The organism is Paenibacillus sp. FSL R7-0272 (assembly GCF_037969905.1).
GTDB classification, from domain to species: Bacteria; Bacillota; Bacilli; order Paenibacillales; family Paenibacillaceae; genus Paenibacillus; species Paenibacillus polysaccharolyticus.
Genome location: NZ_CP150221.1, coordinates 2,809,343 through 2,836,295 on the forward strand (window position 1 = coordinate 2,809,343; position 26,953 = coordinate 2,836,295).

The following is a 26,953-nucleotide window of genomic DNA, read 5'->3' on the forward strand; positions in this document are numbered from 1 at the left end:
CAGTGAGGTAATTGAGAAGGGAGGTGGGGCGCTTGTCTGGAAAATATGCAAACGTACCCTTTGGCTATGAGCCTGTTCAGCCTAGTCGCAAGGGCACGTTGATCTTCTACGACTCGTTTGAGAGCGTAACGAACGAACAGCTTGAGCGTGCAGCAACGATTATGAATGCAAGAGCTTTCAAGCAGCTAGTGCTTTACCCATTACATGAAAGCACGGTAAAAAGAATGAGCCGAGACGCGGTACAATCCTTTTACAAGAGAGAGGATCGTCTTCACGAATGGCGGCGTGATCACGCATCTGCACCAATCCGGGTAGAAGGACTAGAGGGGAAGCGCAAAAAGTATACCCCGATTGATACAGCCTTAAGGCATATTCAAGCGGAATACCCGTCACCTCTTTTTCTGTATATGACTTTAGAAATGGCTAATCAATGGGCATCCTTTGACTCCTTTACCGATTGGATCAAGGAACTTCGCCTCATTATTGACGGTCAGTCTGACGAGGTCCATCCAAGGCTGGAGCAATATCGCCATCGCTGGGAGTGGGCAACAGAATAAAGAAAGAAGCACAGTTCAAAAAAAGGCAGATTCGTATGAAAACAAAAAAAGTTGTGTGGTGATCCGTTTGACCGGGTGTGTACCACACAACTTTTTTCAATTTACTTTCTCATTAATCATCATGCTGGAACGAGTGAGGTTACGGTTTTATTTTTACCAGTACGTTTGGCAGCATATAGGCAAGCATCCACATCTTCAAACAACTTATCTTTACTCAAATCAAGGTTGTATCCTTTGAGGCCGATACTTACGGTGATGGAAGCACCCCCAAGTTCCAGATGGCCCATTAATGAAATTTTTTGCCGGATAAGCTCAACCAGATCATACGCTTGTTCAAAGGATTGTTCGAACATTAACAAAGCGAATTCTTCCCCGCCATACCGTGCAGCAATGTCACTAGCTGTGATGCTCTCCTGAATGATCAAGGACACCTTTTCCAAAATGATGTCGCCCACACGATGACCATACGTATCATTGATCACTTTAAAATCATCAATATCGATCAGCGCCAAATGCAGACTCATCCCGAGATTGGCGTACTCAAATGCCTTTTCATAATAATCTTTGAACGAGCTCTGATTATAAAGATTCGTTAACCCGTCTGTCTTAGACTGTTTGGCAATGATGGCATTTCTGACGATAAGTTCTTCCTTGGCGTTCATGCTTGTCTGCAAATCGTCCAGTACTTCGATGCCGGTAGTCACAATGATTTGTGCCACATAGGTGGCCAGGATCAGAAATATCGGAATGGAAACCATGTCAAAGGAGCTAAGATATGCACGATACACCGGGTCAAGTAGTAGGAGACCATATCCTGCCATTTGCAATGAAAAAATGAACCAAACGCGTTTGCTGTCATAAAACAACACAGAGGCAAAGATCGGTAAAAGACATATGGCTGGCATAATTCGAATGTCGTAATTGACATAAATAATGGTCCAGGCAATTACTGTACTGGTTATGGACATTGTAGTGAACGAACAGGAAGGAAATTTTCGATCCATATAACTGGTGAGCAAAATACAAAAAACAGCTAAAACTGTGGGCCAGAATAAAACGTTTACGATGAAATCCAGGGGGGCGCGATCATATTTCAAAAAAAGATAACAACCAATCTGAACTAAAAAATGTACAATAACAACGATCCAATAAGCATGAAGCATTTTACGTAACCATTTGGAATGCTTGATCTCATACTCTCTTGGAATATGGCTGCTATGTTCTGCTGAACTGTTCATAAATCACCGCTGACTGCATCAAAATGATACGACAGATTGCTCTCGTATAAGTAGATTATAAGATAGAATCGGCAAAACGCAAGGGATAAAATTTTAAACATGATAATAAACCTTACATAATAATCCAATGAATATCCAAACTTTCGGAAGTGGACATACAAATTCCCTGACTTTGCATCATAGACTGATAACAGGCTCTGTTGCAGAAATCCCATTTTCCGCTGAAGGGGAGGTGAAATCCATTCCTCTTGTCGTTCGTTCAACTGTCAACGCTACAGGTGCAATTACGTTCACGGGCAATACACTTGGACTAAGCCGTTCTGACACGGCAGGAGTGCCAGGGACGCAAGACAGTATCGGAGGATTTACAACGATTAATACGGCTTCCACTTATGGAACGTACCCGGCAGGTACAACCAGTCTGTACCAAAGCAACAGTTCAGCAGCGATTCTGGTTCTGCCTGCGGGAAGTACTGTTCTTTATGCGGAGTTGATCTGGGGCGGAAGTTATATTAACGGAACGGTTAACCTCAGCTCAGCCATCAATAACCCGGTTACGTTTACCACCCCTGCGGGCACATCCAGTGTTACGCCTGATCCGGCCACATACAATCAGTTTGACCTTGGCAATAACGCAGCGGGGTATGTCCGATCGGCTAACGTGACCACCCTTGTACAAAATGGGGGAGCAGGTACATATGTCACCGGGGGAGTCGTAGGAACGATTGTGATCACCAATGATGCTACAGCGAATCATGCAGGCTGGACGCTGGGCGTTATTTATCAAAATGGAAATCTCCCTTTTCGTAACATGTCTTTACGTGCGGGAGGAGTACTGGTTCAATCTACTTCGGCGCCGGTTGTTACGACGCTTACAGGCTTTGCAACCCCCATTTCAGGAGCTTTGGGGGGCAGAGCGCTGTTCAGTGCGCAGGAGGGGGATGCGAACCGCACAGGAGATCAGGCGTTATTTGGAGCGACATCCGCAACTTCAGTTGCCTTGTCCGGGCCCAACAATCTAGCGGCCAATTTTTTTGCGTCACAGATTAATGGAGATACGGGTGCCCTGAATACGACAGGTACCTTTGGAACTCGCAACCAGATCAATGGAGCACCCGGAACCAATATTGTCGGGGGACGTCAGGGCTGGGATATTACCAATGTGGATGTGTCAGCAAGGCTGATCAACAATCAGTCTTCAGCCGTCTTGACACTTACCACATCTGGCGATGCGTACATCGTGAATGGTAACGCCATTCAGGTCGATATTAACGCACCACGGATTACGGTCGCGAAGTCATTTACAGCAACGGGCGCAGTTGCCGGAGATACCGTCACGTATACAGCCACCATTACGAATGGTGGCTCGGCTAGTGCAGCCAGTGTGGTTCTGTCGGATACGTTGCCTGCCGGTTTAACTTTTGTACCTGGAAGCATTACGGTAGGGGGTGTCTCAAGGCCAACACTGGATGTGACATCAGGTATACCTTTAGGCTCTTTGGCGCTCAATAGCAGTGTTGTCGTTACTTACCGAGCTCAGATTACAAACGATACAAGCACTTTACAACTCGTCAATTCCGCAAATGCCGCATTTACTTTTCAGAGTGTTGCTGGTGGTCCGGTGATTAGTGGGGTTATTCCTTCCAATAATTCAACGCTTCCTGTATATTCACCGAATCTCTCTATCGTAAAATCAGCAAATACCACGAATGCAACGGTAGGGGATCAGGTAACCTATACGCTTCAGGTGACGAATGGAGGAAATGTAGGAGCAAGTGTGACGATTGCTGACAATATTCCAGCTGGCAGTTCCTATGTAGCTGGTAGTTTCCGTGTCAATGGAACGGTGGTGGCAGGAGCCAATCCTGCTGCGGGTGTCAATTTGGGTACACTGGCTGCAGGGAGCGTGACAACCATTACGTTTCAAGTGCTGGTGACCAACCTGCCAACACCGCCCACATTGGTTGATCAGGCGACTGCTTCGTATTCGTTTAACTCACCAGACGGAAGAACCATCACGGGTTCAGCGGCATCAAACACACTAACCATCCCGGTAACCTTGCCGAATGTGACGGTTCTCAAAACAGCAACGGTTACGGATGTTGCTGTCGGAGAGACCTTCACGTATTCAGTGGTCACGACCAACGGGGGCATACAGCCGATCACGAATGCAATATTGTCAGATAGTCTTCCAACAGGGCTGAACTTTGTCCCTGGAAGTGTCACGGTTCGGGGTACAAGTGTGCCGTCAGCTAACCCCGCCAGCGGAATCGCTCTGGGAACATTAAATGCAGCGACCTCCGCAACGGTGACTTTTCAAGTAAGTGTGCAGTCCGTACCAACAGGAGGATCACTTCTTAACCGGGCCTCTGTGTCTTACAGTTCAGGAGCATTTACAGGCATTTCAAATTCCAACTCAATAACCACACCCGTGTATCAGCCTGTGATTAACATTGTGAAATCGGCAAGTCAGACCAATGCAACACAGGGAGATCAGCTTGCTTATACACTCGTTGTCAGCAATACAGGGAATATTGCGGCTCAAGTCAATGTGACAGATACGATCCCGGCTGGCCTTACATTTGTGCCGGATTCAGTAACGGTTAACGGCACAGCTAGACCAGGAACAAGTCCACTGACGGGGATTGCACTGGGAAGTATTTTGCCTGGAGGAAGCGCAACTGTAATATTCCGAGCAACATTAACTACTATTCCTTCTCCACCTGTATTAGAAAATCAGGGGTTCTCCACTTACACCTATCAGCTTCCAAGTGGCCGAAATTTATCTGGCAGCTCCAGTTCCAATATCGTCCGTATTCCTGCTTCAGCACCTAATATTAGCTTGTCGAAAACAGTAAACACAACAGATGGCACAGTTGGAGATGCTCTCACATATAGGGTTGTCATCACAAACGCTGGTGGGGGTGCTGTACAAAATCTGGTGCTCTCCGACATACCTTCAGCCGGCTCCGAATTCATAGCGGGAACGGTTACAGTGAACGGGGTGGTGCAAAGTAATGCTAGTCCTGTCGCAGGTATCGCCTTGGGGACTTTGAGTAATACCGCTAGTATCACAGTGACGTATCAGACTAGAATTACTGCTATTCCCTCATCAGGTGTCGTGAGTAACAGGGCAAGTGCCGCCTTTACTTCAGGCAGCTTTAATGGTGTGTCTTCATCAGTAACCGTGAACACCCCCGTCTATCAACCGGTCATTCAAGTGCTGAAGTCAGCAAGTACGTCAAGTCTGACGGTGGGAGACACATTCAACTACAATGTTCAAATTACCAATACCGGCAATATTCCTGCAGTCGTTACCCTGACCGATCCTGTTCCTGCTGGGGCCATATTTGTGACAAACAGTGTTTTGATTAATGGAAACCCGGCTCCAGGTGTGAGTCCGAATACAGGAATCAGTCTGGGAACACTGGCTGCCGGAGCGTCCGTGACGCTGTCTTTTCTGTCAACCGTCACAAGTCTGCCTGATCCAAGACAGTTAATTAACCAGGCAGTTGCCTCATACAACTATACACTGCCGAGCGGAAGAGTTATTGCAGGCTTTGTTCCATCCAACACGGTTACGATCCCGGTGTCCTTGCCGAACGTCAGCATTGTTAAAACGGATAATGCTGATTATGCGGTGTCTGGAGATGTGATCCGTTATACTTCTGTGATTCGAAATAATGGAACCACCGCTGTGAATAACGTCATTTTTATCGATCCGCTGCCTTCGAACACCCCATTTATATCCGGAAGTGTCCTGGTGAACGGCGTTGCTTCACCGCTCTCCAATCCGACCGCCGGCATCCCAATCGGTACTTTGGCCCCGGGAGCTGAAGTTACCGTAACTTTTGAGGTGAGGATAACTATGCCGATCCCTTCCCAGATTAACAATCAGTCGACGGTCAGCTTTACTTCCGGCTCTTTCTCGGGTTCATCATCTTCCAATACAACACAGACCCCTGTCATACAGCCGCAAATTGCACTAGTCAAAACGGCAAACACCATCAATGCAACCGTGGGAGATACTGTTGTTTATACGATAACGGTGAGCAATACCGGAAATCTGCAAGCCAATGTTACCGTAACGGATACGATCCCGGCAGCGACAACCCTTGTGCCTAATAGTGTTGTTGTCTCGGGTGTACCACAGCCTGGAGTTACGCCAGGTGCTGGCATTCCGGTAGGCATTGTAGCGGCAGGGGCAACAGCCATTGTAACGTTTGCGGTTGTTGTGGATTCTTTGCCATCTCCGCAACAACTTAGCAATTTTGCTTCATCGACGTTTACATTTACGCCGCCTGACGGGCGAACGTTGACAGGAACAGCAACGTCCAACACACTTACCTTTCCTGTTTCATCGCCTAACGTAAGTGTAGTTAAAAGCACGGTATCTACAGCTGCAACCGTAGGTGACACTATTGTTTATTCCGTATTGGTGACTAATAGCGGTATTGCGCCTGTGAACAGTGTGCAGTTCTCAGACCCGATTCCGTCAGGGGCTTCATTTGTTCCAGGCACTGTAACGATAAATGGTGTGGCACAACCCGCAGCAAGTCCGTCAGGAGGAATACCGCTAGGTACCCTTGCACCAGGCGGAACGGCAACCGTTACATTTAGCGTCATTGTTAACGGAATTCCTACGAATAATCAGTTGAGTAATCGGTCAACGGTTACGTTCACTTCCGGAACATTCTCGGGTACAACGTTCTCGAATACCGTCTTAACTCCGGTATTCCAGCCCGTATTAGTCGCTCAGAAAACAGCCAGTACTCAGAATGCCACCGTAGGTGATACGGTCAGTTATACGATTAGTGTGAATAATCAGGGGAATTATGGAGCGCAGATTAACCTGACCGATAATTTGCCAGCAGGCACAGTGCTTGTGCCGAACAGTGTTATCGTCAATGGTCAGCCACTGCCAGCTGCCAGTCCGACAACGGGTATTCCTGCCGGGACGGTTGCAGCCGGAGCGACAACGACGATTACTTTTTCGGTTGTCATAGACACACTTCCAAGCCCGCAACAACTTGTGAATCAGGCTTCGGTTGCTTTATCGTTCACCTTGCCAGATGGGAGAACTATCAACAGATCCGTGCTCTCTAATGTACTGACAATCCCGGTGTCGGCTCCTGACGTAAATGTTGTTAAATCTACCACGTCCACAGCCGCTTCTGTGGGTGATATCGTAACCTACAGCATTGCAGTGACCAACAATGGAATCGCCAATGTCAGCAATGTCATATTTACCGATGCTTTGCCTGCAAGTACAGTACTCGCGCCTAGCGGTGTCTTTGTGGATGGAGTGCTTCGTCCTAATGCAAATCCTTCCACAGGCATTACTTTGGGTTCCATTGCACCTGGAGCTACCGTAACCGTTGTATTTAGTGTAAGTGTGACGAGTCTGCCTTCACCAGCAGTATTGAACAATCAATCAACGGTAAGTTTTACCTCAGGAGCATTCTCTGCGACTACGTTCTCCAACACGGTATCAACCCCGGTATACCAGCCTATTTTGGCTGCAGTCAAAACAGGGGATCAAGCTATTGCCACGGTGGGGGATACGGTAATCTATAGCATTGCTGTCACAAATACCGGAAACTATGGTGCTTCTGTGACACTGACGGATACCATTCCTGCCGGTACAGAGTTTGTGCCGAACAGTGTCGTAATTAATGGGGCATCGGCGCCTGGCGCTGACCCTGCTTCTGGAATTTCACTTGGTGTGGTATCCACCACGACCATCGTTACTTTTTCAATCGTCATCACAACGCTACCCGTAAGCCAGTCCATTACAAATCAGGCGTCAGCAACCTTTACGTACACGTTACCGGATGGCAGAACACTTGGGGGAAGCATTACTTCGAACGCCCTGATTATTCAGGTCTCTGCACCGAATGTCACTGTAGTGAAAACAACAACTTCTACAGATGCCGTCGTAGGCGACACCATTGTTTATGAGATGGTTGTGACCAACAGTGGTATAGACCCAGTCAATAATATCGTCCTGACAGACCCGATTGATCCGGCGACCACTTTTGTTGCGGGAAGTGTACTGGTTAACGGCATACCTCGGGCTTTGGCAAACCCGGCACTTGGTATTGCACTCGGTACGCTGGCTCCTGGAGAGTCGGTTGCGGTATCCTACGCGGTCCGTGTTAACTCACTTCCGACACCGCCGCAAGTCAGCAGCCAGTCTTCCGTAAGTTTTACATCAGGTGTGTTCTCCGGAGCAGCTTATTCCAATACGATTGTTACTCCAATCTATCAGCCTATTATTGCCGTTTCCAAAACAGCAAGCACATCAAACGCTACGGTTGGTGACGACATCGTGTATTCATTTACAATTAACAACAGCGGTAACCTTGTCGCCAATCTTACATTAACAGATAACATTCCAACCGGTGCGGTGCTTCTCCCGAACAGCGTTCTGATCGATGGTGTTCCGCAGCCGGGGGCTAATCCCGAAACGGGTATCGTCGTAGGCAACATCCCCCCTGGTGGCTCTGTAAATGTTACGGTCACCCTAGGCGTAACAGTCGATTCGTTGCCTCAAAATCAGCAACTCCGCAACCAAGCAGTCGCAAACTATACGTTTAGTCCGCCAGACGGTCGCGTCCTATCGGGAACGGTATCATCCAATGTACTTATCATTCCTGTATCAGCTCCAAATGTAGTTGTTGCCAAGAGCACTAGTGCGATTGATGCTGTCGTTGGTGATGTAATCACGTATACGGTAGTTGTGACCAATAGTGGCATCGAAACGGTGAACAACGTGGTCATGGTCGACCCGGTACCTGTCGGTACTGTATTTGTACCGGGGAGCGTTGTCGTGAACGGTGTGGCGAGACCGACAGGTAATCCGAATACGGGTATAACTTTAGGTTCCATTGCTGCTGGAGCTTCTACTACAGTTACATTCAATGTAGAGGTTGTGGTGATATGAGCGAAATTCCAGGTACGTTGTCCCACTGGTTAAAGAATCAGTCCCTGGTTCGATTCAGCTCGGGTACGACTGAACTGGAACAGGTGGCTTATTCCAACACCGTTGTGACACCATGGATCGGCCCCAGGCTTAAGGTAAGCAAACAATGCAATGTAACGACAGCAGCCTTGGGCCAATCTCTGACTTATCAGATTGAGATTGTAAACACGGGAAACCGCACAGCAATTGTCCGTGTGGTAGACCCGCTCTCTCAGGAAACTTCGCTTCTGCCGAACAGCGTGCTGAGGAATGGCATCCCGTTGCCAGGAGTCTCTCCCGCGCAGGGATTACCTCCGGCAGAAATAGCGCCTGGTGCAGTGCTGACCTATCATTTTCAAGTCGTTATTGTGCGAGTGCCTGAGAATCTCACGCTATTGAACCAGGCGGAAGTGAAATATGAGTTTGTCACAACAGACAGCAGAACGGTTAACGGGACGGAAAAGTCCAACGTTGTTGAAGTTCGTATCGAAACATCGCGGCTCGAAGTAAGTTTGCAAGTGGACCGAAGCAACACGTTTGCTGGAGATATCTTGATGTATACGGTGCTGGTGAGCAATCCGGGGTTTGCCGCGGTGACAGATGCCGTATTAACAGTGAGGTTACCCCAAGGTGCCATCTTTATCCCGGCAAGTGTGACGATTAACGATATGTTCGCACCACAAGTCACACCGGATGCCGGAATTGATCTTGGTGATATTGGGCCAGGAAGTGTGGTTCGAGTGCAGTATCGAGTACAGGTAACTGTAACCCAGGTGACAGGTTCGCAAGCGCCGGATCAATTATCAAGTGAAGCTGTCCTAAAATACATTACTACGGGGAAACAAGAAGTTGTATATTCCAATGTGGTCACACTGATTATTGTTGAACCTCAAATTTCTGTTGTCAAAACGGTCTCACCTGTAATAACGACACCAGGAGATACGGCGCAATATCATATCACCGTGTCCAACCAAAGCAATTATGCGGTGGATGCCAAACTACAGGATGTTTTGCCTGCGGCGCTAGTCTTTGTTGAAGGTAGTCTCAGCTGGAACGGAGTCAAACGTCCAGGTTCGAACCCCAATACAGGGATAAACCTGGGCACATTAACGGCCCGCTCCGAGCTACATATTCAATTTGAGGCTCAGGTGGAAAACAAAGTGGCTGGGGCAGTGATTTCCACGCAACACAGTTATGTGAATCGCGCCGTATTACTATACACATTCCGCTTGCCGGATTCTCGTACAGTTCAACGCAGACTTATCTCAAATGAAGCTGTTCTGGAGGTCAGATTGCCTGTTATTCAGGTTCATGTGGAGGTAATTCCCCCTATTGTTGAGCAGGGAGGCACGGTCACTTTCAACGTAAGTGTCAGTAATACGGGTTCGTTGCCTGCACGCGTGCAGTTGGGCAATATTCTGCCTCAGGGAGCTAAATGGGTGGGGCAGGAGAGTGGTCCGATGCAGTTAAATGTCCCCGAATATTCGACTCCAAGGTATCTTCACATTGGTGAGCTCGGCGCAGGATCGGTAAAAGAATTTGCTTATCTTGTTCAACTTGCTCCTGAGCAAACGGGTATTCTGCAAGGGACCTTGACGGCCCTCTACACGTATGAGTGGAATGCACAACGACGCTCAGGAGAGACTAGATCGAACGAATATACCATACTGGTTGAAGCTCAGGATGAGTAAGAGATGATGGGAAGTGAATACAAGTTGAATATATACGAAGGAACTTACCGAAAAAAAGGTGTCATGACATTACACAAACGTAAATGAATGGTATACTAATTGAATATGCACTCGGCAAGCAACCGTGGAATCGGGACGTCGTAGTAGAGGAGGTAGCTGTTTTGGCCAAAGCAAAAGTCGCAAAAAGACCCACTCGGGATGAGTTCGAACTGGAGGAATTAGGGAATCAACTTGTGGAGGCTTTTCATGAGCGCTCAGAAGTGTTATTGACCGTCTGGGGTAAGGAGGAGCAGGTGCAGGGCATTATTGTAAAAATGGATTCGCGTACACGCCTTGTACATGTTGAGCATACGGAAGAAGAATTCACGGCGAAGGTGCCTTTTATGGATATCATGCAGGTACAGTCGCCACGGTACTGATTCAAAATGAATTCAAACGAATTTTAACAATGGGGCATTCGCCCTGTCAAAGTTTTGTTCTCTGCATAAGATAACCCATACCTGTTGCAGAGGAGGTACAATCAATGAGCGAAGTTTTAGGTGGAGAAACAAGAGGTTACGGCTATGGTGGTTTCACTTCTGTAGGCGCGATTCTCGTTCTGTTCATCCTGTTGGTAATCATCTCCAAAGCGTTCTTGGTATAATCATTTTTATAAAAATGATAAAAGAAAGCTCTGCCGTCACGGCAGAGCTTTTTTATTATTATGTTCCGTGAATTCGTCCTTTGACGAATAATGTAGAAAATCGGATGCAAGCTACTTTCGTGTTGTGTTAAAATGAAAACATTCCCACAGAAAGAGGTGTTTTTTCATGAGTCAAGAACTGACTGCGTCTTTAAACGAGCAGATGAACTTCGAGTTTTACTCTGCTCATGTATACATGGCGATGGCTGCGTATTGTTCCAGCAAAAGCCTGGATGGATTCGCTAATTTTTTCCTTGTACAAGCGGAAGAAGAACGTTTCCATGGCATGAAAATTTATAAATTTCTGAATGACCGCGGACATCGTGCTACACTGGCTGCGATGCCTGAACCGAAAAACGAATACAACTCCATGCTGGATGTGTTTGAACACGGTTATGCACACGAGCAGCAAAACACGAAGAAATTTTATGCGCTGGCGGATATCGCGCTGAATGAGCGTGAACACGCAACCATGTATTTCTTGAAATGGTTCATCGATGAACAGGTTGAAGAGGAAGCTTTGTTTGATAACATCATTCAGAAGCTGCGCCGCATTGAGAATGACAGCAACGCCTTCTACATGCTGGATGCAGAGTTCAGCAAACGTTCATTTACGGCTCCTGCGGAGTAAGCAGAGCTAAACATCAAAGCGTATATTCGTAACATTACATACCGTATAGCCTATTACTGTATCCCTAGAAGGAGTACCAAGTCATTTTAATAAAATGGTCAGTGCTCCACTCAGGTTGTGATGTATACGGAAGAAAGCTTGCATTCGTGCAAGCTTTTTTGCTGTGTTCAATCCTCCTAAATTCATTATAAGTCTATCAGAATATAAAAATAGGGTAATAAATAATATGTCAACATTGATCTATGGATACAGATGCTAGGTTGGAGATCAAATCTATCAAAATCGTTTTAATTTTTAAGTTTATCTGACAAAAGTGTAACTCATCCGTAGCCTTTGAAGCGAGAAGAATGAAAGGTGTCTCTGATACTATTAAAATTAATCGCCAAGGGATACGAGTTAAGAGGATACACACACCCGGGTAAAAACACACACAAGGGAGACTATTATTATGCTACAACTTCGTAAATCATTCATTGCTACACTTGCTATTTTACTTCTGTTTCCGTTGTTATTGTTGCCACAGTCTGCATCGGCCACAGCGTCATCCGCCGATAAATCAAACTCTAAGGCCAGTACAAAAATTTTATATCTGACTTTTGATGATGGCCCTACAGCACATACCGATCAACTTCTCGATATTTTGGATCAATATAAAGTTAAAGCTACCTTTTTCATGCTTGGGCCTCATATGGAGCAATATCAGAAAGCAACGAAGCGTATTGTCAAAGAAGGACATGGACTTGGATTGCATGGTGTAACCCATGTGCCAAGCAAATTTTATAAAAATGCTTACAGCGGATTGAAAGAAATGCAACAAGCCAATGAAAGCTTGAATAAGGTTGCCGGTGTTAAAACGAGTCTTGTCCGCACGCCTTATGGCAGTAAACCTTATTTGAAACCTGCTTACCGTAACGTGCTTCTTGCGCAGGGAGGATTTCATCTGTGGGATTGGAATGTTGACTCACTCGACTGGAAATACAAAAAGGATCATCAGAAAGTTTACAACAATGTCATGCAGCAAGTTCACAACGTCCACAAAAATGGTACCACGCCAGTAGTACTTATGCATGATCAGGAGGCTACGTTGAAAGTACTGCCTCAAGTATTGAAAACATTGAAGGCGGAAGGATATCAATTCGAAATTTTAACCAAAAATGTGCAACCGGTGAATTTCTGGAATGACAAGCGCTGAGAACAGGTTACTTGAAACGAAAAACTAGAAACTGGGCCGGTGCAATCATTAGGAGGTATACATCATGAAAAAACAATCGATATGGATGACCATTCCGGTGACGACAGCCGTTGTGCTCGCGCTGGCCGGATGCGGAGGGCCAGACTCCAATCAGCCATCAACAAGTGGGCAACCATCTAAAACAACCGGTAGTGAGCAAACGCAATCTGGCAGCGGGAACTCCGCTTCTTCCGATGATTCTTCTGCTTCAACGGGCAAAGACAGCACAGCCAATTCGAGCACGAATGAAAGTACAACTCATTCAGAGTTATCCGATGTTGACGAAGTGGTAAAGGCTGTTCGTAATGAGTTGAAGAATCAGGATGTGTCACTCCCGACAACCTTCCCATTAGCTAAGGGTCAGTATTTGGGCGCAGCCATTACAACAAATACGATAGATGCTTCACATGTAAACTTCTATACAGGAGACAAACCAACAACTTTAAATGATCCCTCATTTACGAAGTCAAACAGTAAAACGCCTTGGTTAGCCAGTTATGAAGTGAAAACCTATGAGAATCCCGATCAAACGGACTTATTTCCTGAAACGGATGTGCAAAACATACCGAAGGATATGAGTGTGGATCTGGGACACGGTATCAAAGGTATGGTCGAAGGTGCCGCAGGGAGTCAGTATCTGACATGGCAAGAGGGCCGGTGGACATTACAGATTCGATCTGTGTCTGAGGATCAGATGAACAACCCAGGGATTGCGAAGAAAATGGTTGAGTATCTGGAGTCACATACGCTTCCTGCCCCCAAAGACAAAGGATTTGTGAACGTGCAATATGCTAGTGGCGGAAAAAGCGTGCGTGTTGCAATTTCATGGCAAGACGGCAAACGAATTCATCAGTTGAAAACAGACCAAGTTCCACTGGATGCGCTTGGCATGGTTGTGTCGGTAAAATAACGGCTTATTGTATGGATGTATCTTAATGATGATCGCGAACAGTCAAACCAAAGACAAATAACCAAAAAAAGCTTGGCACAAGAGGAACTATCTTGAGCCGAGCCTTTTTGGTTATTGCGTTTCTGATGCAAGGTAATGGGGACCGTTTATCGTTTGCGTCCATTACCGGCTCCTTCACTTAAACCATCCTTTTTCTTTGGAACGAGTGATCGCTTCAATGCGGTTACTTGCATTCAATTTGTTAAGAATAATCGAGATGTAATTCCGAACAGTGCCCGTTGTAATGAACAAGTGTCCGGCAATTTCCTTCGTGTTTTTTCCGTCAGCCATGAGGCCAAGCACAGCGTGTTCACGTTCGGTTAATGGATTTTCCTCTACATAAGCTTCATCGACCAGATCAGGAGCGAAGATGCGTCTGCCATTCATCACTTGACGAATCGCTTCGGCGAGCTCTTCTATAGGGCTGTCCTTAAGCAGATAGCCGCGAACACCGCCTTTAAGCGCACGTTCGAAATATCCGGTTCTGGCAAACGTGGTAAGAATAATGACTTTGCAGTTCATGCCTTTGAGTTCCTCGGCAGCTTCTAACCCACTCTTAACAGGCATTTCGATATCCATTAAACAGATATCAGGCGCATGTTGTTGTACAAGCGCAAGAGCTTCCTGGCCATTGCTAGCTTGTCCAACAACCTCCATGTCTTCCTCCAGATTAAGTAGCGAAGATAATGCGCCTAGCATCATGCGCTGATCTTCAGCAATGACGATTCTGATCATTCTTCTGCCTCCTTTATCGGTTTGCGTACCAGCTTGGGCACATGGATGATCAGCGATGTACCTTCGATTCCTGTACCTGACCGAATGTCCATGCAGCCGTTCACAAATTCCAGTCGTTCTTTCATGCCGAGAATGCCCGTTCCGCGTCGATCTTGCTTGCGCGTGCGCTCCATGCCTATCCCATTATCGTCTACGGTTAAGACATTGTGGGAAGGGGTTTCTTCAATTCCAATAATACACCTCGTAGCCTGACTGTGTTTGACTACATTGGTCACCGCTTCCTTTAAACACATTCCTAGCACATTTTCATTTAATTGAGAGGTGTCCTGTAGCTTGGGGTTGCCTTGTAAAATAAATTCAATGGAAGCGGCTTTCAGAATCTGCTCCGCCCGGAACATCTCATCCACAAGTTGCGTTCCACGCATCGTTGTAACCATCTCGCGAACTTCCTTCAAAGCTGTGCTTGCTGTCTGTCTAAGTTCATTCAGTTCAATGATGGCTTGATCCGGATTTTTGCGAAGCAAGCGCTTGGCCAGATCGGTTTTGAGACCGATCAGCGAGAGCTTTTGCCCCAGTGTATCGTGTAAGTCTCGTGCAATCCGTTGACGCTCTTCCATTTTCACCAGATCGTCCAGCCGTTTGTTCGCACTTTCCAGCTGGCCTTCTAGTTGCTCTCGCTTGTTTTTATTGTACGTGCTAATCGGTAGGAGAATAGAGGCCATCAGGCTGATAAAGACAAATGGAAACTGGCTGAGCAGCATTGAGTTTTGATTGATAAAACCATAATTGACCGTAAGGAAGCTTGCACCGAGATTTACCGAGTAAAGGGTGAAAAATCCAGCTTTATTTTTAATATTGCCAATAAAAAAAGCGAGAAATAATGAGAAATAGGCATAATCATATGCAATCGTCATCGTAACGGATATGGCAATCAGTAGTCCGATCCACATGTAGACCTGCCAGCCCTTGGTAATGAAGGCCAGTAGATAACACACGAAAAATACAAGAATAATGATAATGCCGGTCACCAGTGTCCACAATTGCGAATATTGAGAGATGTAGTAGAAGGGCAGAATGAAAAAAACAAGCCATACATATGGATTCAACCCTGTATTTTTATAAAATAGTTGCGACCACTTCTGAATATCATTCTCCTCCTTGAAAAAGGTGTTACTGGACTTTAGCCTGACTGTAGCATGACTGCTGTCCGAATACAAGAAAACGAATCCGACAGAGCCTAAGGCTTCTCTGTCAGACCCGCTTGATTAGTTACCCGAATAGGATTCGGAATATACTTTTTGCGTGATGCTTGTTTCAGCTCTCTGAAACTGATGAATTGTTTGTGCTCTTCATCCCACAGACGGAAGCGGAGTGCAACCAAACTGGAACGTAGTGTGATCGTTGTGGCCTTCTGCAAAGGCGGTGTTGAGTTATGTGCTTCTTCCAGATAGTAGTTCGGCACACGTGGGCTCAAGTGATGCACATGGTGGAATCCAATATTTCCGCTGATCCATTGTAGCAACTTCGGCAGCTTGTAATAGGAGCTTCCTTCTACCGCAGCTTTGACATAACTCCATTCGTCTTCGTGTTCGAAATATGTCTCTTCAAACTGGTGCTGTACGTAGAACAGCCAGATGCCAAAGAAACCGGAGAAGAAAAATACGGGTGCTTGCACCATGACAAAAGCTTGCCATCCAATCAACCAGCACATAAAGCTATACAGAGCAATGATTAGAATCGTTGTTAAATGGGTATTAATTCTTTCCTTGCGTCTTGCCGCTTTGCGATTAAAACGATAGGCAAACAGAAACACATAGATCGGTCCAATGCCAAACATGATCACCGGGTTACGATACACACGATAGAAGAGACGCATCCAAGGTGTCGCAGACTTATATTCATCGACGGTCATAACCCAGATGTCGCCTACACCGCGTTTATCCAGATTGCCGCTTGTCGCATGGTGGATCGAGTGCTCTGCTTTCCATTGCTGGTAGGGGGTCAAGGTTAATACGCCCGTGATGGTGCCGAGAATATCGTTAGCCCGCTTGCTTTTGAAGAATGAGCCGTGACAGCAGTCATGAAAAATAATAAACGTTCGAAGCACGAATCCCGATGCCACTAGTGCAATAGGGAACGTAAGCCAGTACGAGATCGATAAGCTGTAATATGCAGCTGCCCATAATAGAAAGAGCGGGACTAATGTATTGATTAATTGACGAATGCTAAGTTTGAGATCGTTTTTTTCAAAAGGTGTAACTTCTTTTTTTAGCGCCATTTCTTTGCTTCTACTCATACATGTTCCTCCTTATGCGTACAAACCATAGCGGTCTGTACCCTGCCGATTCCCGATAATGCTCTTTTGGGAAGCGTTTTTATCATTGTAAAAGAATGCGCGCATGACGGTAAGTCACAAACGTCAGCCTGCTGTAATGACAAATATCAAGTATCGACCATGACATTTGTCATGGTCAGTTTCCGTTTTACATGATACAGAGCGCGAAAAGATGACGTTTTCACATTTCCTTTGCACAAATGACGCAACAATTTGTATTATGTATACAAATTTTGCGAAGAGCATGGTAGAATCTATCCTGGAGTGTATATGACAGGTTATTAGGTAGAGAGTTATTTTAGATGTATTAGTTAAGGTAAGGCGATTAATTAGAAGATTTAGATAAGCTATTATTTTTGGATGGATTGGATGGAGCGCCGAATGAAAAGAAGAATCACGGATATTTTATTTATTATGGCTGGTGCGTTTCTGTTTGCGCTGGCGGTAAACTTGTTTGTCATCCCTAATGATCTGGCAGAGGGTGGCGTGACAGGGATCACGATCATTTTGTACTATCTCTTTCACTGGTCTCCCGGACTGATGAACTTGATTCTCAACGGTATATTGCTACTCGTAGGTTATAAGTTTTTGGATCGAACCACGACAGTATATACGATTATTGCGGTTATCTTTAACTCGCTGTTCCTGCACCTGACAGAAAGCTGGAGCATTGCATCAGATGAGCTGTGGGTTAATACCATTTTTGCAGGAGTATTTGCAGGTCTCGGGATCGGTTTAATTGTCAAAGTAGGAGGAACAACGGCAGGCACGGTCATTCTGGCACGGCTTGCGAACAAATACCTGGATTGGAATATCAGCTACGGATTGCTTTTCTTTGATCTGATCGTAGCATTCTCTTCTTACTTTATCATTGGGCCACAGGGTTTGATGTGTACGATTGTATTGCTATTCGTTGGAACGAAAACGATGGAATTTATTATTGAAGGATTGAATCCGAAAAAAGCAGTTATGATTATCTCATCGAAGCAGGATCAGATCGCGAAGCAGGTCATTGAGAAGATGGATCGTGGGGTTACGGTTCTGTCCGGCCACGGTTATTATACGAAGAATCCGAAAGAGATTTTGTATATTGTGATCAGCAAGCAAGAAGTTCCAATGCTGAAGAAAATTGTACGTGCAGAGGATGAGATTGCGTTTATCACCATTCATGACGTGCGCGACGTATTCGGGGAAGGTTTTATCGAGCTTTCGAAGTCATAGTATATGATATTGTACAGTTTCAAGCGTGGATAAGGACGAAGTGGGGAAACCATTCCCATTTGGTCCTTTTTGCGTTGTGGATTTACGGAAAATGTGCTGTACACACTTCAATGAGGATGATATATTGAATTTAATTCGTTAAGAAACTTAACTAACTATGAAACGAAGGTGATAAAATGGCTGGCACACCGCAATATATCCGTAATCTGAATGAAAACTTGATTATGGATGCCTTGATTACACAAGGCTCCATGTCGAGAGCGGATATCAGCCGTCAAACAGGACTTAGTAAACCGACAGTATCATCAGCGGTAGAGCACCTGATTGAGCGTAATCTGGTGAAGGAGACAGGTCGGGCAGACAATGCCCAAGGGCGTAAGGCCACGTTAATTCAATTTAATGAAACAGCTTATTATGTCTGCGGTATTGATATCGGGGCTACACGAATTCGAATTGCCCTGTCTGACCTGAATGGGCAAATCATTGCATATGATACCTATCCGCCAATTGATCCAGGTCAGTACGTGCAGTTCAACTCAGCAATCGTACAGTCCTCTGGAGAGGCCGAAGTCGAGGGGGGGGATGAGACATCTGTTGCCTCTGAAGTGCCTGTACTTCGCTTGTTACACAGCTATGTGGATCAGCTGCTTCAGAAGAACCGCCTTCAGTGGAGTGATCTTCGCTGTATTGGGTTTGGAATTCCAGGTGTTGTCTTGCCTGTCTCAGGCAAGATTAGCCGGATTGTTGACCCGCTTGCAGGCATGGAGCAGGACTTCTCCTGTGATGCCTTAGCTCGTGCTTTTCCATGTGATATTATGCTGGACAATGATGTGAATCTCGCTGCGCTCGGGGAATATAGAAAGGGAGCTGCGATGAATTCGCCTTTTTTCATATTTTTCTCCATTGGGGCGGGAACGGGTGCAGGGATTATGGTTCAGGGTCATTTACTACATGGCTTGGGGGGGCTAACTGGTGAAGTAGCTGAGATGCGGATGCAGGATGGCCGCCGTCTGGAAGATGTGTTGTCGGCTGATGGGCTGATAAGACTGGCGAAGCGACATTACTTAAAAGGCCTTTTAAGTTCAGACATGCAACCTGAGGATATCTTTGCGGCGACTCGTAGCGGAGAGGGATGGGCTATAAGCATGATGAAGGAGTACAGTCAGATGATCGCTTCGGCGTTGCGTCAGATTAGCACGTTGCTTGCCCCTGAATTAATCGTGCTTGGAGGCGGCATTGGCGGGAATGGTGATGTATTGTTACCTCTGCTAAGGAAAGCTGTTGCCGAACAATTTCCGGTGCAACCACAGCTGATATGTTCGGATCTTGGAGAGCGAGCGGTCGTTACAGGGGCTGTGCAAGTAGCTTTGCAACATACATTGATGAAGCTTAAACAAGGGACGACTGAAGAGTAGAAATCGAAGAAAATAAGTTTTGAACCGTTGTACTACCAATAATAAAGAACAGATCTGCCAAGGAGGAAGTGTAATGACAGAAGCACAGCTTGAAGGGTTCGAAGCGAAAGGCTCATGGGTCGCCGGTATTGACATTGGAGGAACCAAAATACTGATGTTGTTATCCGATCAGAAAAGCGGTGGAGAAGTGCATGAGCGCAGATTGCCAACACAATCCGCGGAGCAACCGGAACTGTTTTTCCAGTGGTTATTCACGGAATTAAAAACGTTCTGTGCAGAGATTGGATGTGATTGGGATCGGCTCGCGGGTGTAGGGCTAGGTTTTCCAGGTGTTATTTTGCAAGATGAAGCTATGCTTCGGAATGCTCCTGCATTCCAGTGGCCCGAAGAAGATATTCGGCCAATAATCGCTAAGTACTACAGTGGAAAGATCGTTCTGGATAACGATGTGAACATGGCGGCCATGGGAGAAGTGGATGAGGGGGCAGCCAAAGGACATCGTCATAGTGTAATGGTAACCGTAGGTACAGGCATTGGCGCTGCGCTCGTGCTCAATGGAGAATTGCACAGTGGGCAGCACGGTGCGGCCGGTGAGATAGGACATTTTATCACAGGTGATGAGGGACTGAGTTCCGACTATGTAGCAGATGGTGATGCCTTCGGTGTATTTGAACAAGTGACGTCGGGGACCGGCATTACGGAGCGGGCAAGGCATTATTTTAATTCGGGTAAGGGAAGTGAATTATCCCTGATCTGGAGTCTGTCCGGAGGCGAAGTGGAACAGATTGAAGCAAGACATGTGTTCAAGGCGGCGGAGTCAGGCGATGTAGCTGCACTTGAAATTCTGGAACTGCCTATGCGTTATATGGCAAGAGGACTCGCGAATATTACGGCGCTGCTGAACCCGTCGATTATCGTACTCGGCGGCGGAGTAGCTGCATCCAATCCAGCCTATTATCTGAATGAAGTTCAGGCCAGACTCAAACGTTATGTTGTGCTCCCGGTCCAAGTGGTTATTGCCGAGCTTGGCAATAAAGCAGGGGCAATCGGGGCGCTAGCTTCCATTAGACGTCACCTTGAACGTATGTAGCGGCTAGTCATAGGAGTAAACCATACACAGAGACTACAGAAATCAAAGGATGGAGATCCGGATGAGCGATAGACATATGACGGCTACTACAAAAAAAACAAAAGCCGAATTCAATGAAGCAAAAGCTGTATTAATTAAATTGCAGGGTTTATATCTGTTTATGGGACTTGCTGGAGGCATATTTAACCCTTACATCAATCCGATATTGGTTGCTCAGGGTTTTTCGAGTAAGGATACCGGATTCATCATGGCATTCGGAACATTAATATCCATCATTCTCCAGCCAATCTGGGGGATTTTGGTAGATAAATTCAAAAAAACACGCCTTGTATTGGTGGTCAGTCTGCTTGTTCCAGCAGCGTTAGCGTATTTTTATAATATTCAGGTGTACATTATATTAATTTTGATTTATACTTTGTGCACTATATTTCAAGTGACACAGATACCTGTAGCTGACTCCTACGCGGTAACGGCAGCAAGAGCGGCGAATACCTCTTACGGTATGATTCGGCTGTTCGGAAGCCTGGGGACAGGGGTTGGCGGATTCGCTGCAGGGATGTATCTCTCCCAGTTTTCCATTCATATGTTATGGTTGCCCTTTCTGTTTTTCAACATCTTGAGCGCAATACTGGCGGGCACACTCCCCAAGCAGACGAGCATATCCTCGTCCTCGGTAACTTTCTCCGTAGGTTTGGCAAGATTACTTCGAAATCGCACGTTCCTTCTCTTTCTCACAGGTTGTTTTCTGGTGAATCAGACCCTTACAGCATTTAACTCCTTTTTTGTTATTTCATTTCAGATGGCTGGTGGCTCGGTTGCCTTGACGGGTACAGCTCTTTTGATCGCTTCCATCACCAATGTACCCTCTATGCTGGTAGCCGCTTATGTGTTGCGCAGGTGGGGACATGAACGAACCATGTTGCTGGCAGCGGGAGCCTACATGTTACGCTGGGGAATTCAATGGTTATGGCCAAGTCCCGAAGTGATGATTGGTGTTCAGGTGTTGCACGGATTGTCATTTGGATTTTTCTATATCGCGGCAGTGGAATATGTGGCGTCTGTTACTGGACGTGAGATGCAGGCGACAGGTCAAAGCTTGTTTAACATGGTGTTTGCAGGACTCGGAGGCATTGTGGGAAATATGCTTAACGGCTATTTGTTGGATACTGGCGGTCCGTCAATGATGTATCTGGCTTGTACCATCAGTGCGGCAATGGGGGCAATTATTCTGTATATCGTCAGCAGACAGGCCAAAGAGCAGAGAAGGGCATACCCGTTAGAGTAGAAATGGAGTTAGAAACTTAAAGTAGAAACGGAAGGAACTGAGGCCTATGAAGGTAAATCTGAAGCGGACATGGCACACCAGGTTGATTTATTCATATTTCCCCCTATTTCTGCTCACGATTTCCATTCTGATCTTTCTCTCCTTCCTGGTTGTTAACGAACTGTCACGAAAAGAAACCAAAAAAGCGGATATGATCTCCACACATTACATTGTCAGCACATTGGAGCGTTCGTTAGGCGATATCGAGATGAGACTGCTGGATGAAATTGTAACGAACACAATGTACAGTCGTTTTTTGGAAGCCGAAAAAGGACAATTGTCCAGTCAGTTTATTTATGATGCAGCCAGTGATCTGAACCGTATGGTGGATCAACAGGGCATGGTGCAGTCGATTTACCTCTACCGAATGTCGGATTCGAGCATTATTACACCTAGAGGAATGGTAAGTTTTGAGGAATTTGAGGATAAATCGTATATCGAACAGGCGTTGAAAAATAAATTGAATCTGGGTTGGAATCAGCCCAGATCCTATAAAGAACGTTCATTTGATGTCCCTTCACAGGTCATCAGCATGAATAAATGGCTACCACTGCCTTGGGGTGGTGAAGGTCTGCTTGTTATTACCATACGGATGTATGCCTTGGAGAGGCAAATTGACAATATGACGGATGCGAATCTTTCTTTTCTACAGGTGAAGAATAACTATGGGGATCTCGTATATTCGGCTCATCAGATTGACTCGGCAGAGGGGAATGTCCTTAATCAGGTCAAGGCTGAGAAGCTTGGACTTACCTTTGAGAGTGGCATTCAGACAGGTCAGTTATATTCATGGGTATCGCTGGTGTCCTATGTGTGGATTGGAATTGGTATTCTCACCATTGCTGGTGCGGTCGCAGGTCTGATCTATATTACACGTAGAAACGTAAAACCCATGCAGCTGATGATGAATCGCATTCAGGCGTTACAGCCCCGTGTGCATGAAGAGAATGCCGCACCTTCTGTCAAAAACGAGCTTGCACTGATCGACCGGGCGCTGGAACATCTCATTGCTCAAACCGTAGATTACGAGAAACAGCATCATGAGAATCTGCTGATTCATCGCAGGCAGTTGCTTGTGGATTTGATGGAGGGTGAACGTATAGATTCTTTCCGTCAGCGTCTTCGTCACTTGCAACCGCTTGAGGAAAGGTTTCTTGAACCGCAGTGCGCCGCTGTATTGGTAGCGGAGATGAATGGGGCAGACCTGCCCGCTCCTTCCAATACGCTGAAAATGGCACTGATGAATGTGTTCAAGGAACTGGTGCAGAAAGAGAGCAATTTTGGTGCGTGGGCAGAATGGTTTGGCAATCGGCGTTTAATCGTTGTGGTAGCCTGCAATGAAAAAGAAAGACTGAGTCGTGAACTTCTGATGGATTTGGCTAAACAGTTGCATATGTGGATTGCTGAGCATTTCCGGATTCGGTTTACGTTCGGAATCGGGCAGACGGTTAATGGCTGGGAAGAAATCACTCGATCCTATAGCAGTGCAGACACAGCTCTGCAGCACCGGCTTACCCTTGGTCAGAATGCGATTGTACTCAGTGAACAATTGCCAGGCCACATGGAACTGCATTCGTATAAATATTTGCAAATGCTCGCAGATATCGTTCGGGAGTTCAGGCTTACGGGGGATGGCTGGCGAGCACAGCTTGACCAGATGTTTATTGCGTTCAATGAAGACCAAATGAACGATAAAGATATTCGTATGCTCTTGCAATCGTTGATTCAGATGTTAGCGCGTGAGTTCGGGGAGTTATCTGAACGTTTGCAACACCAATTTGATGAGCTGCTTTTGGCGCGGCTTCGCTCGCAAATTCAGGAGGACGATACGCTCGAAGGCATTCGGGGGATTTTGCTGGATTGGCTCAAAGAGGTCTATCGCAATTATGTTGCCGTTAATGAAACGAAAAGTCACCGTGCGATGATAAACGAGCTGCGCGTATACATTGAGGAGCATTTCGATGATCCGGATCTGTCGCTGAAACATCTGAGTGAACGTTTTCAAATCTCGGGTAAATATGCGAGTTATTTGTTCAAAGAAGAGTTCGGTATGAAGTTTGTTGATTTTCTTGTGAAATTGAGAGTAGAAAAGGCATGCCGAATGCTAACATCAACGGATACAGCTATTCAGGATATCGCCCAGCAAGTGGGGTATGCTAATGCGATCTCGTTTGGAAGAGTTTTCAAACGTGTGATTGGCGTGACCCCTGGGGATTATCGCAAGCAATATGGCAAACAAGAAGAACAATGAAGCGAAGCATTATTTTTGAAAACTCCTCTACTTGAGCAACGTACATTTTTTGTTGCGTCGTAGGGGAGTTTTTTTGAGGCTACTCGAAAAATGACGTAAGAACACAGTTAGAAAATAAACAATATGTTCTAAACTATATATACATATATCAAAAGGAGGGGGACAAAATGCATCAGTATGGACAGCAAGTTTGGGGCTCCGTGGAACTGGGTAGCGAGGTTAACATTACAACGGATAACAGTACCTTCGGTTTTAGCGTAGACGGTTTGCAATATTCTTTGGACATTCCAGCGGGAAGCTACATGACCAGTAGGAACAGACATGAGTCAGAGCTTGTTCAGATCATGACTGAGACAGCTGAGCATCTGAGCTTGCCTGTACAGTTCAAGCTGGGCGGGATTCATGATGATCAGAAGCTGAACGTATTAATTCTGGAACATCTCGACAAGAGTAAAGAGTATGTGCTGGATGAATTCGGAGGAAGCGCAGTAGATACGATTTTTGGAGAAGTGCGTTTTAATCTTGCTCCAAGAAACTAGTCGAGTAGCATCATCATAGATTGTTTAGAAATGACCGCTGATAAGGCGGTCTTTTTTATTTGCGCGCAGATCAGGAAAATGGATTAGTGTTTGTCGTTTATTGTCGAATTAGAGGGGATTACCACCTGAAAAAGAGTGAGAATAACTTATATTTGTGTTAGTTTATATAACATAATTAGTGTGAAAATAGTTTATTGTCAGGAAAATTGTTTATAAAGATAGGTTACTTGACGTTATAGTAGCTTTATCCTGTTTTGAAAATAGTTTATTGTCGATTTTCAGAAAACAATGTAATAATTAATGACATTCACAGGTGCAACAAGTTGGGCAACCATAACGGAGTGGCGATCATGTGAATCATTACAGAATGAGTGCGAAAGGGGAAAGGTCAAATGAAATTATTTCAAAGACGCAAGGCAGGAAAGGCAAGTTCGATTCTCGCAGCGGTAACAGCATTCACTCTATTATTATCCGCGTGTTCGTCAGGTAGTGAACCATCATCTTCATCATCCGGGGAAGCGGGTGCGGGGAACAGAACCATGTTGAAAGTAGAAATTTTTGACCGGGGAAATACACCGGCTGGTTACACCATCTCCGATAGTTATCTGACACGCTTCATTCAAAAGGAATTTGGTGACCCTAACAACATTGATGTTCAATTTGTTCCGGTTCCCCGCTCAGAAGAAGTGCAGAAGCTTAACGTGCTCATGGCAAGTGGTTCTGAAGTGCCCGATGTTGTATTCACTTATGATTCCGGTACATTTAATCGTTATGCCTCACAAGGCGGTTTGACAGAGTTGACTGATCTGCTGAACAAAGAGGGAAGCAATCTGAAAACATTTTTGGGTGATGACACGCTGGCATACGGTCAGTATGATGGACAACAATTCGCAGTTCCGGGTAAACGTCTGGTGTTAGGAAAGTACGCTTCATATGTTCGCCAGGACTGGCTGGATGCACTTGGACTGCCAACGCCTCAAACGGCTGAAGAACTGCACACAGCCCTGAAAGCAATCAAGGAGAAAGATCCGGGCAAGGTGGGCTCGGCACTCATTCCCATGGGGATGTCAATCGCTTCGGCGCAATATGAGCCATTGATCTGGTCTTTCATTCAACCTCTTACGGAAGAACAGAGGTATACACTGACTCAACAGCTAGGTTCTAATGATTATCCAACGTTGCTCCCTGGTTTCAAAGATGCACTGAAATATATGAACACGTTGTATAACGAGGGACTAATGAGCGCAGACTTCGGGCTGGATAAAGACAAGAAAAAACTATGGGAAGATGTATCCAACGGGAAAGTAGGTTTCTACAGTGAAGATGCCGGAGAAATTTACATCTCAGGTACGTATAAAAATCTGCAAACGAATAAACCAGATGCGGTGATGACACCGATTGATGCATTCAAAAATTCGGAAGGCAAATTTGCCAAGCCGGCATATGCACCCAATGCGATGTATGTCATGATTCCTAAAACAAGTCAGAATGCAGAAGCGGCTATGAAATATCTGGATTGGATGGCTTCTGGCAACAATTTGTTTGATCTGCAATACGGCGTGAAAGACGAGAACTATGAACTGGTGGATGGAGTACCGCAGATTAAAGAAGATGCTTCTCCTGAAATTGCTGGTCGGATCTACAACTCTGGTGATATTGCCATCATTGTAAACGGAAAATATGTCGGAGATGAAAAGAAAAACGAAGAGGCTTATGTCGTTCAGGTAGATCCCAAATATCGGGATGACATGCGTAAATCGGTAGCCATCTCCAATACGGATACGATTCAACCCGTGCGTTTCTCCAAACCTATTGAAGCGGAATCTCGTTATGGTAACGGCTTAAAAGACAAATTCTCTGAGTTTATTGTGAAAACAACCATCTCCAAACCGGCTGATTTTGAAGCTGTGTACAACAGTATGATGAGTGATTATATGGCAAGTGGAGGCCAAGCTGTTCTTGATGAGCGTACGGAGGCTTACAAAGCGATGAAGTAATTATTCATCATATAGCGCAGGTTAGACAGGTCTGGCCGTATTGAACAGGACTTTTCATGGGGGCGATGTAAGGATCGCCTTCCATGAGACATCCTTCACGACT

19 protein-coding genes are annotated in these 26,953 nt (G+C 45.8%); 15 read left to right on the forward strand and 4 right to left on the reverse strand.

The genetic code is table 11. The features are described from left to right. Positions 1-32 precede the first annotated feature (32 nt). Positions 33-557 carry a hypothetical protein gene (locus tag MKY23_RS12595; protein WP_154958773.1) on the forward strand — a complete coding sequence of 175 codons (525 nt, stop codon included), beginning with the start codon at positions 33-35 and terminating at the stop codon, positions 555-557. Positions 558-676: 119 nt separating this feature from the next. Here the strand turns inward: MKY23_RS12595 and MKY23_RS12600 are convergent, their stop codons facing one another. Next, complete coding sequence (locus MKY23_RS12600) at positions 677-1,525, reverse strand: GGDEF domain-containing protein (protein ID WP_336122551.1); 849 nt, start codon at positions 1,523-1,525, stop codon at positions 677-679. A 502-nt stretch (positions 1,526-2,027) separates the two neighbouring features. Between MKY23_RS12600 and MKY23_RS12605 the strand changes: the two genes are divergently transcribed. The 7 genes from MKY23_RS12605 (at position 2,028) to MKY23_RS12635 (ending at position 13,904) form a co-directional block, all read left to right on the forward strand. Further along, positions 2,028-8,741: a hypothetical protein gene (locus MKY23_RS12605; protein ID WP_339838496.1), complete on the forward strand. Its 6,714-nt coding sequence runs from the start codon at positions 2,028-2,030 to the stop codon at positions 8,739-8,741. After that, the gene (locus MKY23_RS12610) at positions 8,738-10,450 is read left to right on the forward strand and encodes a DUF11 domain-containing protein (RefSeq protein ID WP_221789726.1); all 1,713 of its coding nucleotides are present in this window, start codon (positions 8,738-8,740) and stop codon (positions 10,448-10,450) included. Before MKY23_RS12605 ends, MKY23_RS12610 begins: the two co-directional genes overlap by 4 nt. A gap of 161 nt (positions 10,451-10,611) precedes the next feature. Then, complete coding sequence (locus MKY23_RS12615; protein WP_090920584.1) at positions 10,612-10,869, forward strand: YolD-like family protein; 258 nt, start codon at positions 10,612-10,614, stop codon at positions 10,867-10,869. 104 nt (positions 10,870-10,973) lie between these two features. Beyond that, complete coding sequence (locus MKY23_RS12620) at positions 10,974-11,093, forward strand: hypothetical protein (RefSeq protein ID WP_017688846.1); 120 nt, start codon at positions 10,974-10,976, stop codon at positions 11,091-11,093. A 166-nt stretch (positions 11,094-11,259) separates the two neighbouring features. Next, positions 11,260-11,763, forward strand: coding sequence for a ferritin (locus MKY23_RS12625; protein ID WP_090920581.1), 504 nt, complete (start codon positions 11,260-11,262; stop codon positions 11,761-11,763). Between the two features lie 448 nt (positions 11,764-12,211). Further along, on the forward strand, positions 12,212-12,955 hold the full coding sequence (locus MKY23_RS12630; RefSeq protein ID WP_339838502.1) for a polysaccharide deacetylase family protein: 744 nt from the start codon (positions 12,212-12,214) through the stop codon (positions 12,953-12,955). Between the two features lie 64 nt (positions 12,956-13,019). Further along, entirely contained in the window at positions 13,020-13,904 is an 885-nt protein-coding gene (locus MKY23_RS12635) for a hypothetical protein (protein ID WP_339838504.1), read from the forward strand. 174 nt (positions 13,905-14,078) lie between these two features. Here the strand turns inward: MKY23_RS12635 and MKY23_RS12640 are convergent, their stop codons facing one another. From MKY23_RS12640 to MKY23_RS12650, 3 genes are all read right to left on the reverse strand, one after another. Continuing rightward, positions 14,079-14,678 (reverse strand): response regulator transcription factor, encoded by a 600-nt coding sequence (locus MKY23_RS12640; RefSeq protein ID WP_154984201.1) that lies wholly within the window; start codon positions 14,676-14,678, stop codon positions 14,079-14,081. After that, positions 14,675-15,823: a sensor histidine kinase gene (locus tag MKY23_RS12645; RefSeq protein WP_154887338.1), complete on the reverse strand. Its 1,149-nt coding sequence runs from the start codon at positions 15,821-15,823 to the stop codon at positions 14,675-14,677. Before MKY23_RS12645 ends, MKY23_RS12640 begins: the two co-directional genes overlap by 4 nt. Positions 15,824-15,915: 92 nt before the next feature. Beyond that, a complete protein-coding gene (locus MKY23_RS12650; RefSeq protein WP_154984200.1) occupies positions 15,916-16,974 on the reverse strand; it encodes a fatty acid desaturase in 1,059 nt (352 codons plus the stop codon). Positions 16,975-17,394: 420 nt separating this feature from the next. Here MKY23_RS12650 and MKY23_RS12655 point away from each other — a divergent pair, with 420 nt between their 5' ends. From MKY23_RS12655 to MKY23_RS12685, 7 genes are all read left to right on the forward strand, one after another. Continuing rightward, positions 17,395-18,234 carry a YitT family protein gene (locus MKY23_RS12655; protein ID WP_090920568.1) on the forward strand — a complete coding sequence of 280 codons (840 nt, stop codon included), beginning with the start codon at positions 17,395-17,397 and terminating at the stop codon, positions 18,232-18,234. 176 nt (positions 18,235-18,410) lie between these two features. After that, on the forward strand, positions 18,411-19,649 hold the full coding sequence (locus tag MKY23_RS12660; protein ID WP_339838507.1) for an ROK family transcriptional regulator: 1,239 nt from the start codon (positions 18,411-18,413) through the stop codon (positions 19,647-19,649). A gap of 73 nt (positions 19,650-19,722) precedes the next feature. Then, positions 19,723-20,739 carry an ROK family protein gene (locus tag MKY23_RS12665; RefSeq protein WP_339838510.1) on the forward strand — a complete coding sequence of 339 codons (1,017 nt, stop codon included), beginning with the start codon at positions 19,723-19,725 and terminating at the stop codon, positions 20,737-20,739. 61 nt (positions 20,740-20,800) lie between these two features. Beyond that, the gene (locus tag MKY23_RS12670; protein WP_260511001.1) at positions 20,801-22,024 is read left to right on the forward strand and encodes an MFS transporter; all 1,224 of its coding nucleotides are present in this window, start codon (positions 20,801-20,803) and stop codon (positions 22,022-22,024) included. 46 nt (positions 22,025-22,070) lie between these two features. After that, positions 22,071-24,314, forward strand: a complete 2,244-nt coding sequence (locus tag MKY23_RS12675) for a helix-turn-helix domain-containing protein (protein ID WP_221789721.1) — start codon at positions 22,071-22,073, stop codon at positions 24,312-24,314. Positions 24,315-24,481: 167 nt separating this feature from the next. After that, positions 24,482-24,853, forward strand: coding sequence for a hypothetical protein (locus tag MKY23_RS12680; RefSeq protein WP_154886162.1), 372 nt, complete (start codon positions 24,482-24,484; stop codon positions 24,851-24,853). 392 nt (positions 24,854-25,245) lie between these two features. After that, on the forward strand, positions 25,246-26,850 hold the full coding sequence (locus tag MKY23_RS12685; protein WP_221789719.1) for an extracellular solute-binding protein: 1,605 nt from the start codon (positions 25,246-25,248) through the stop codon (positions 26,848-26,850). Positions 26,851-26,953: the final 103 nt, after the last annotated feature.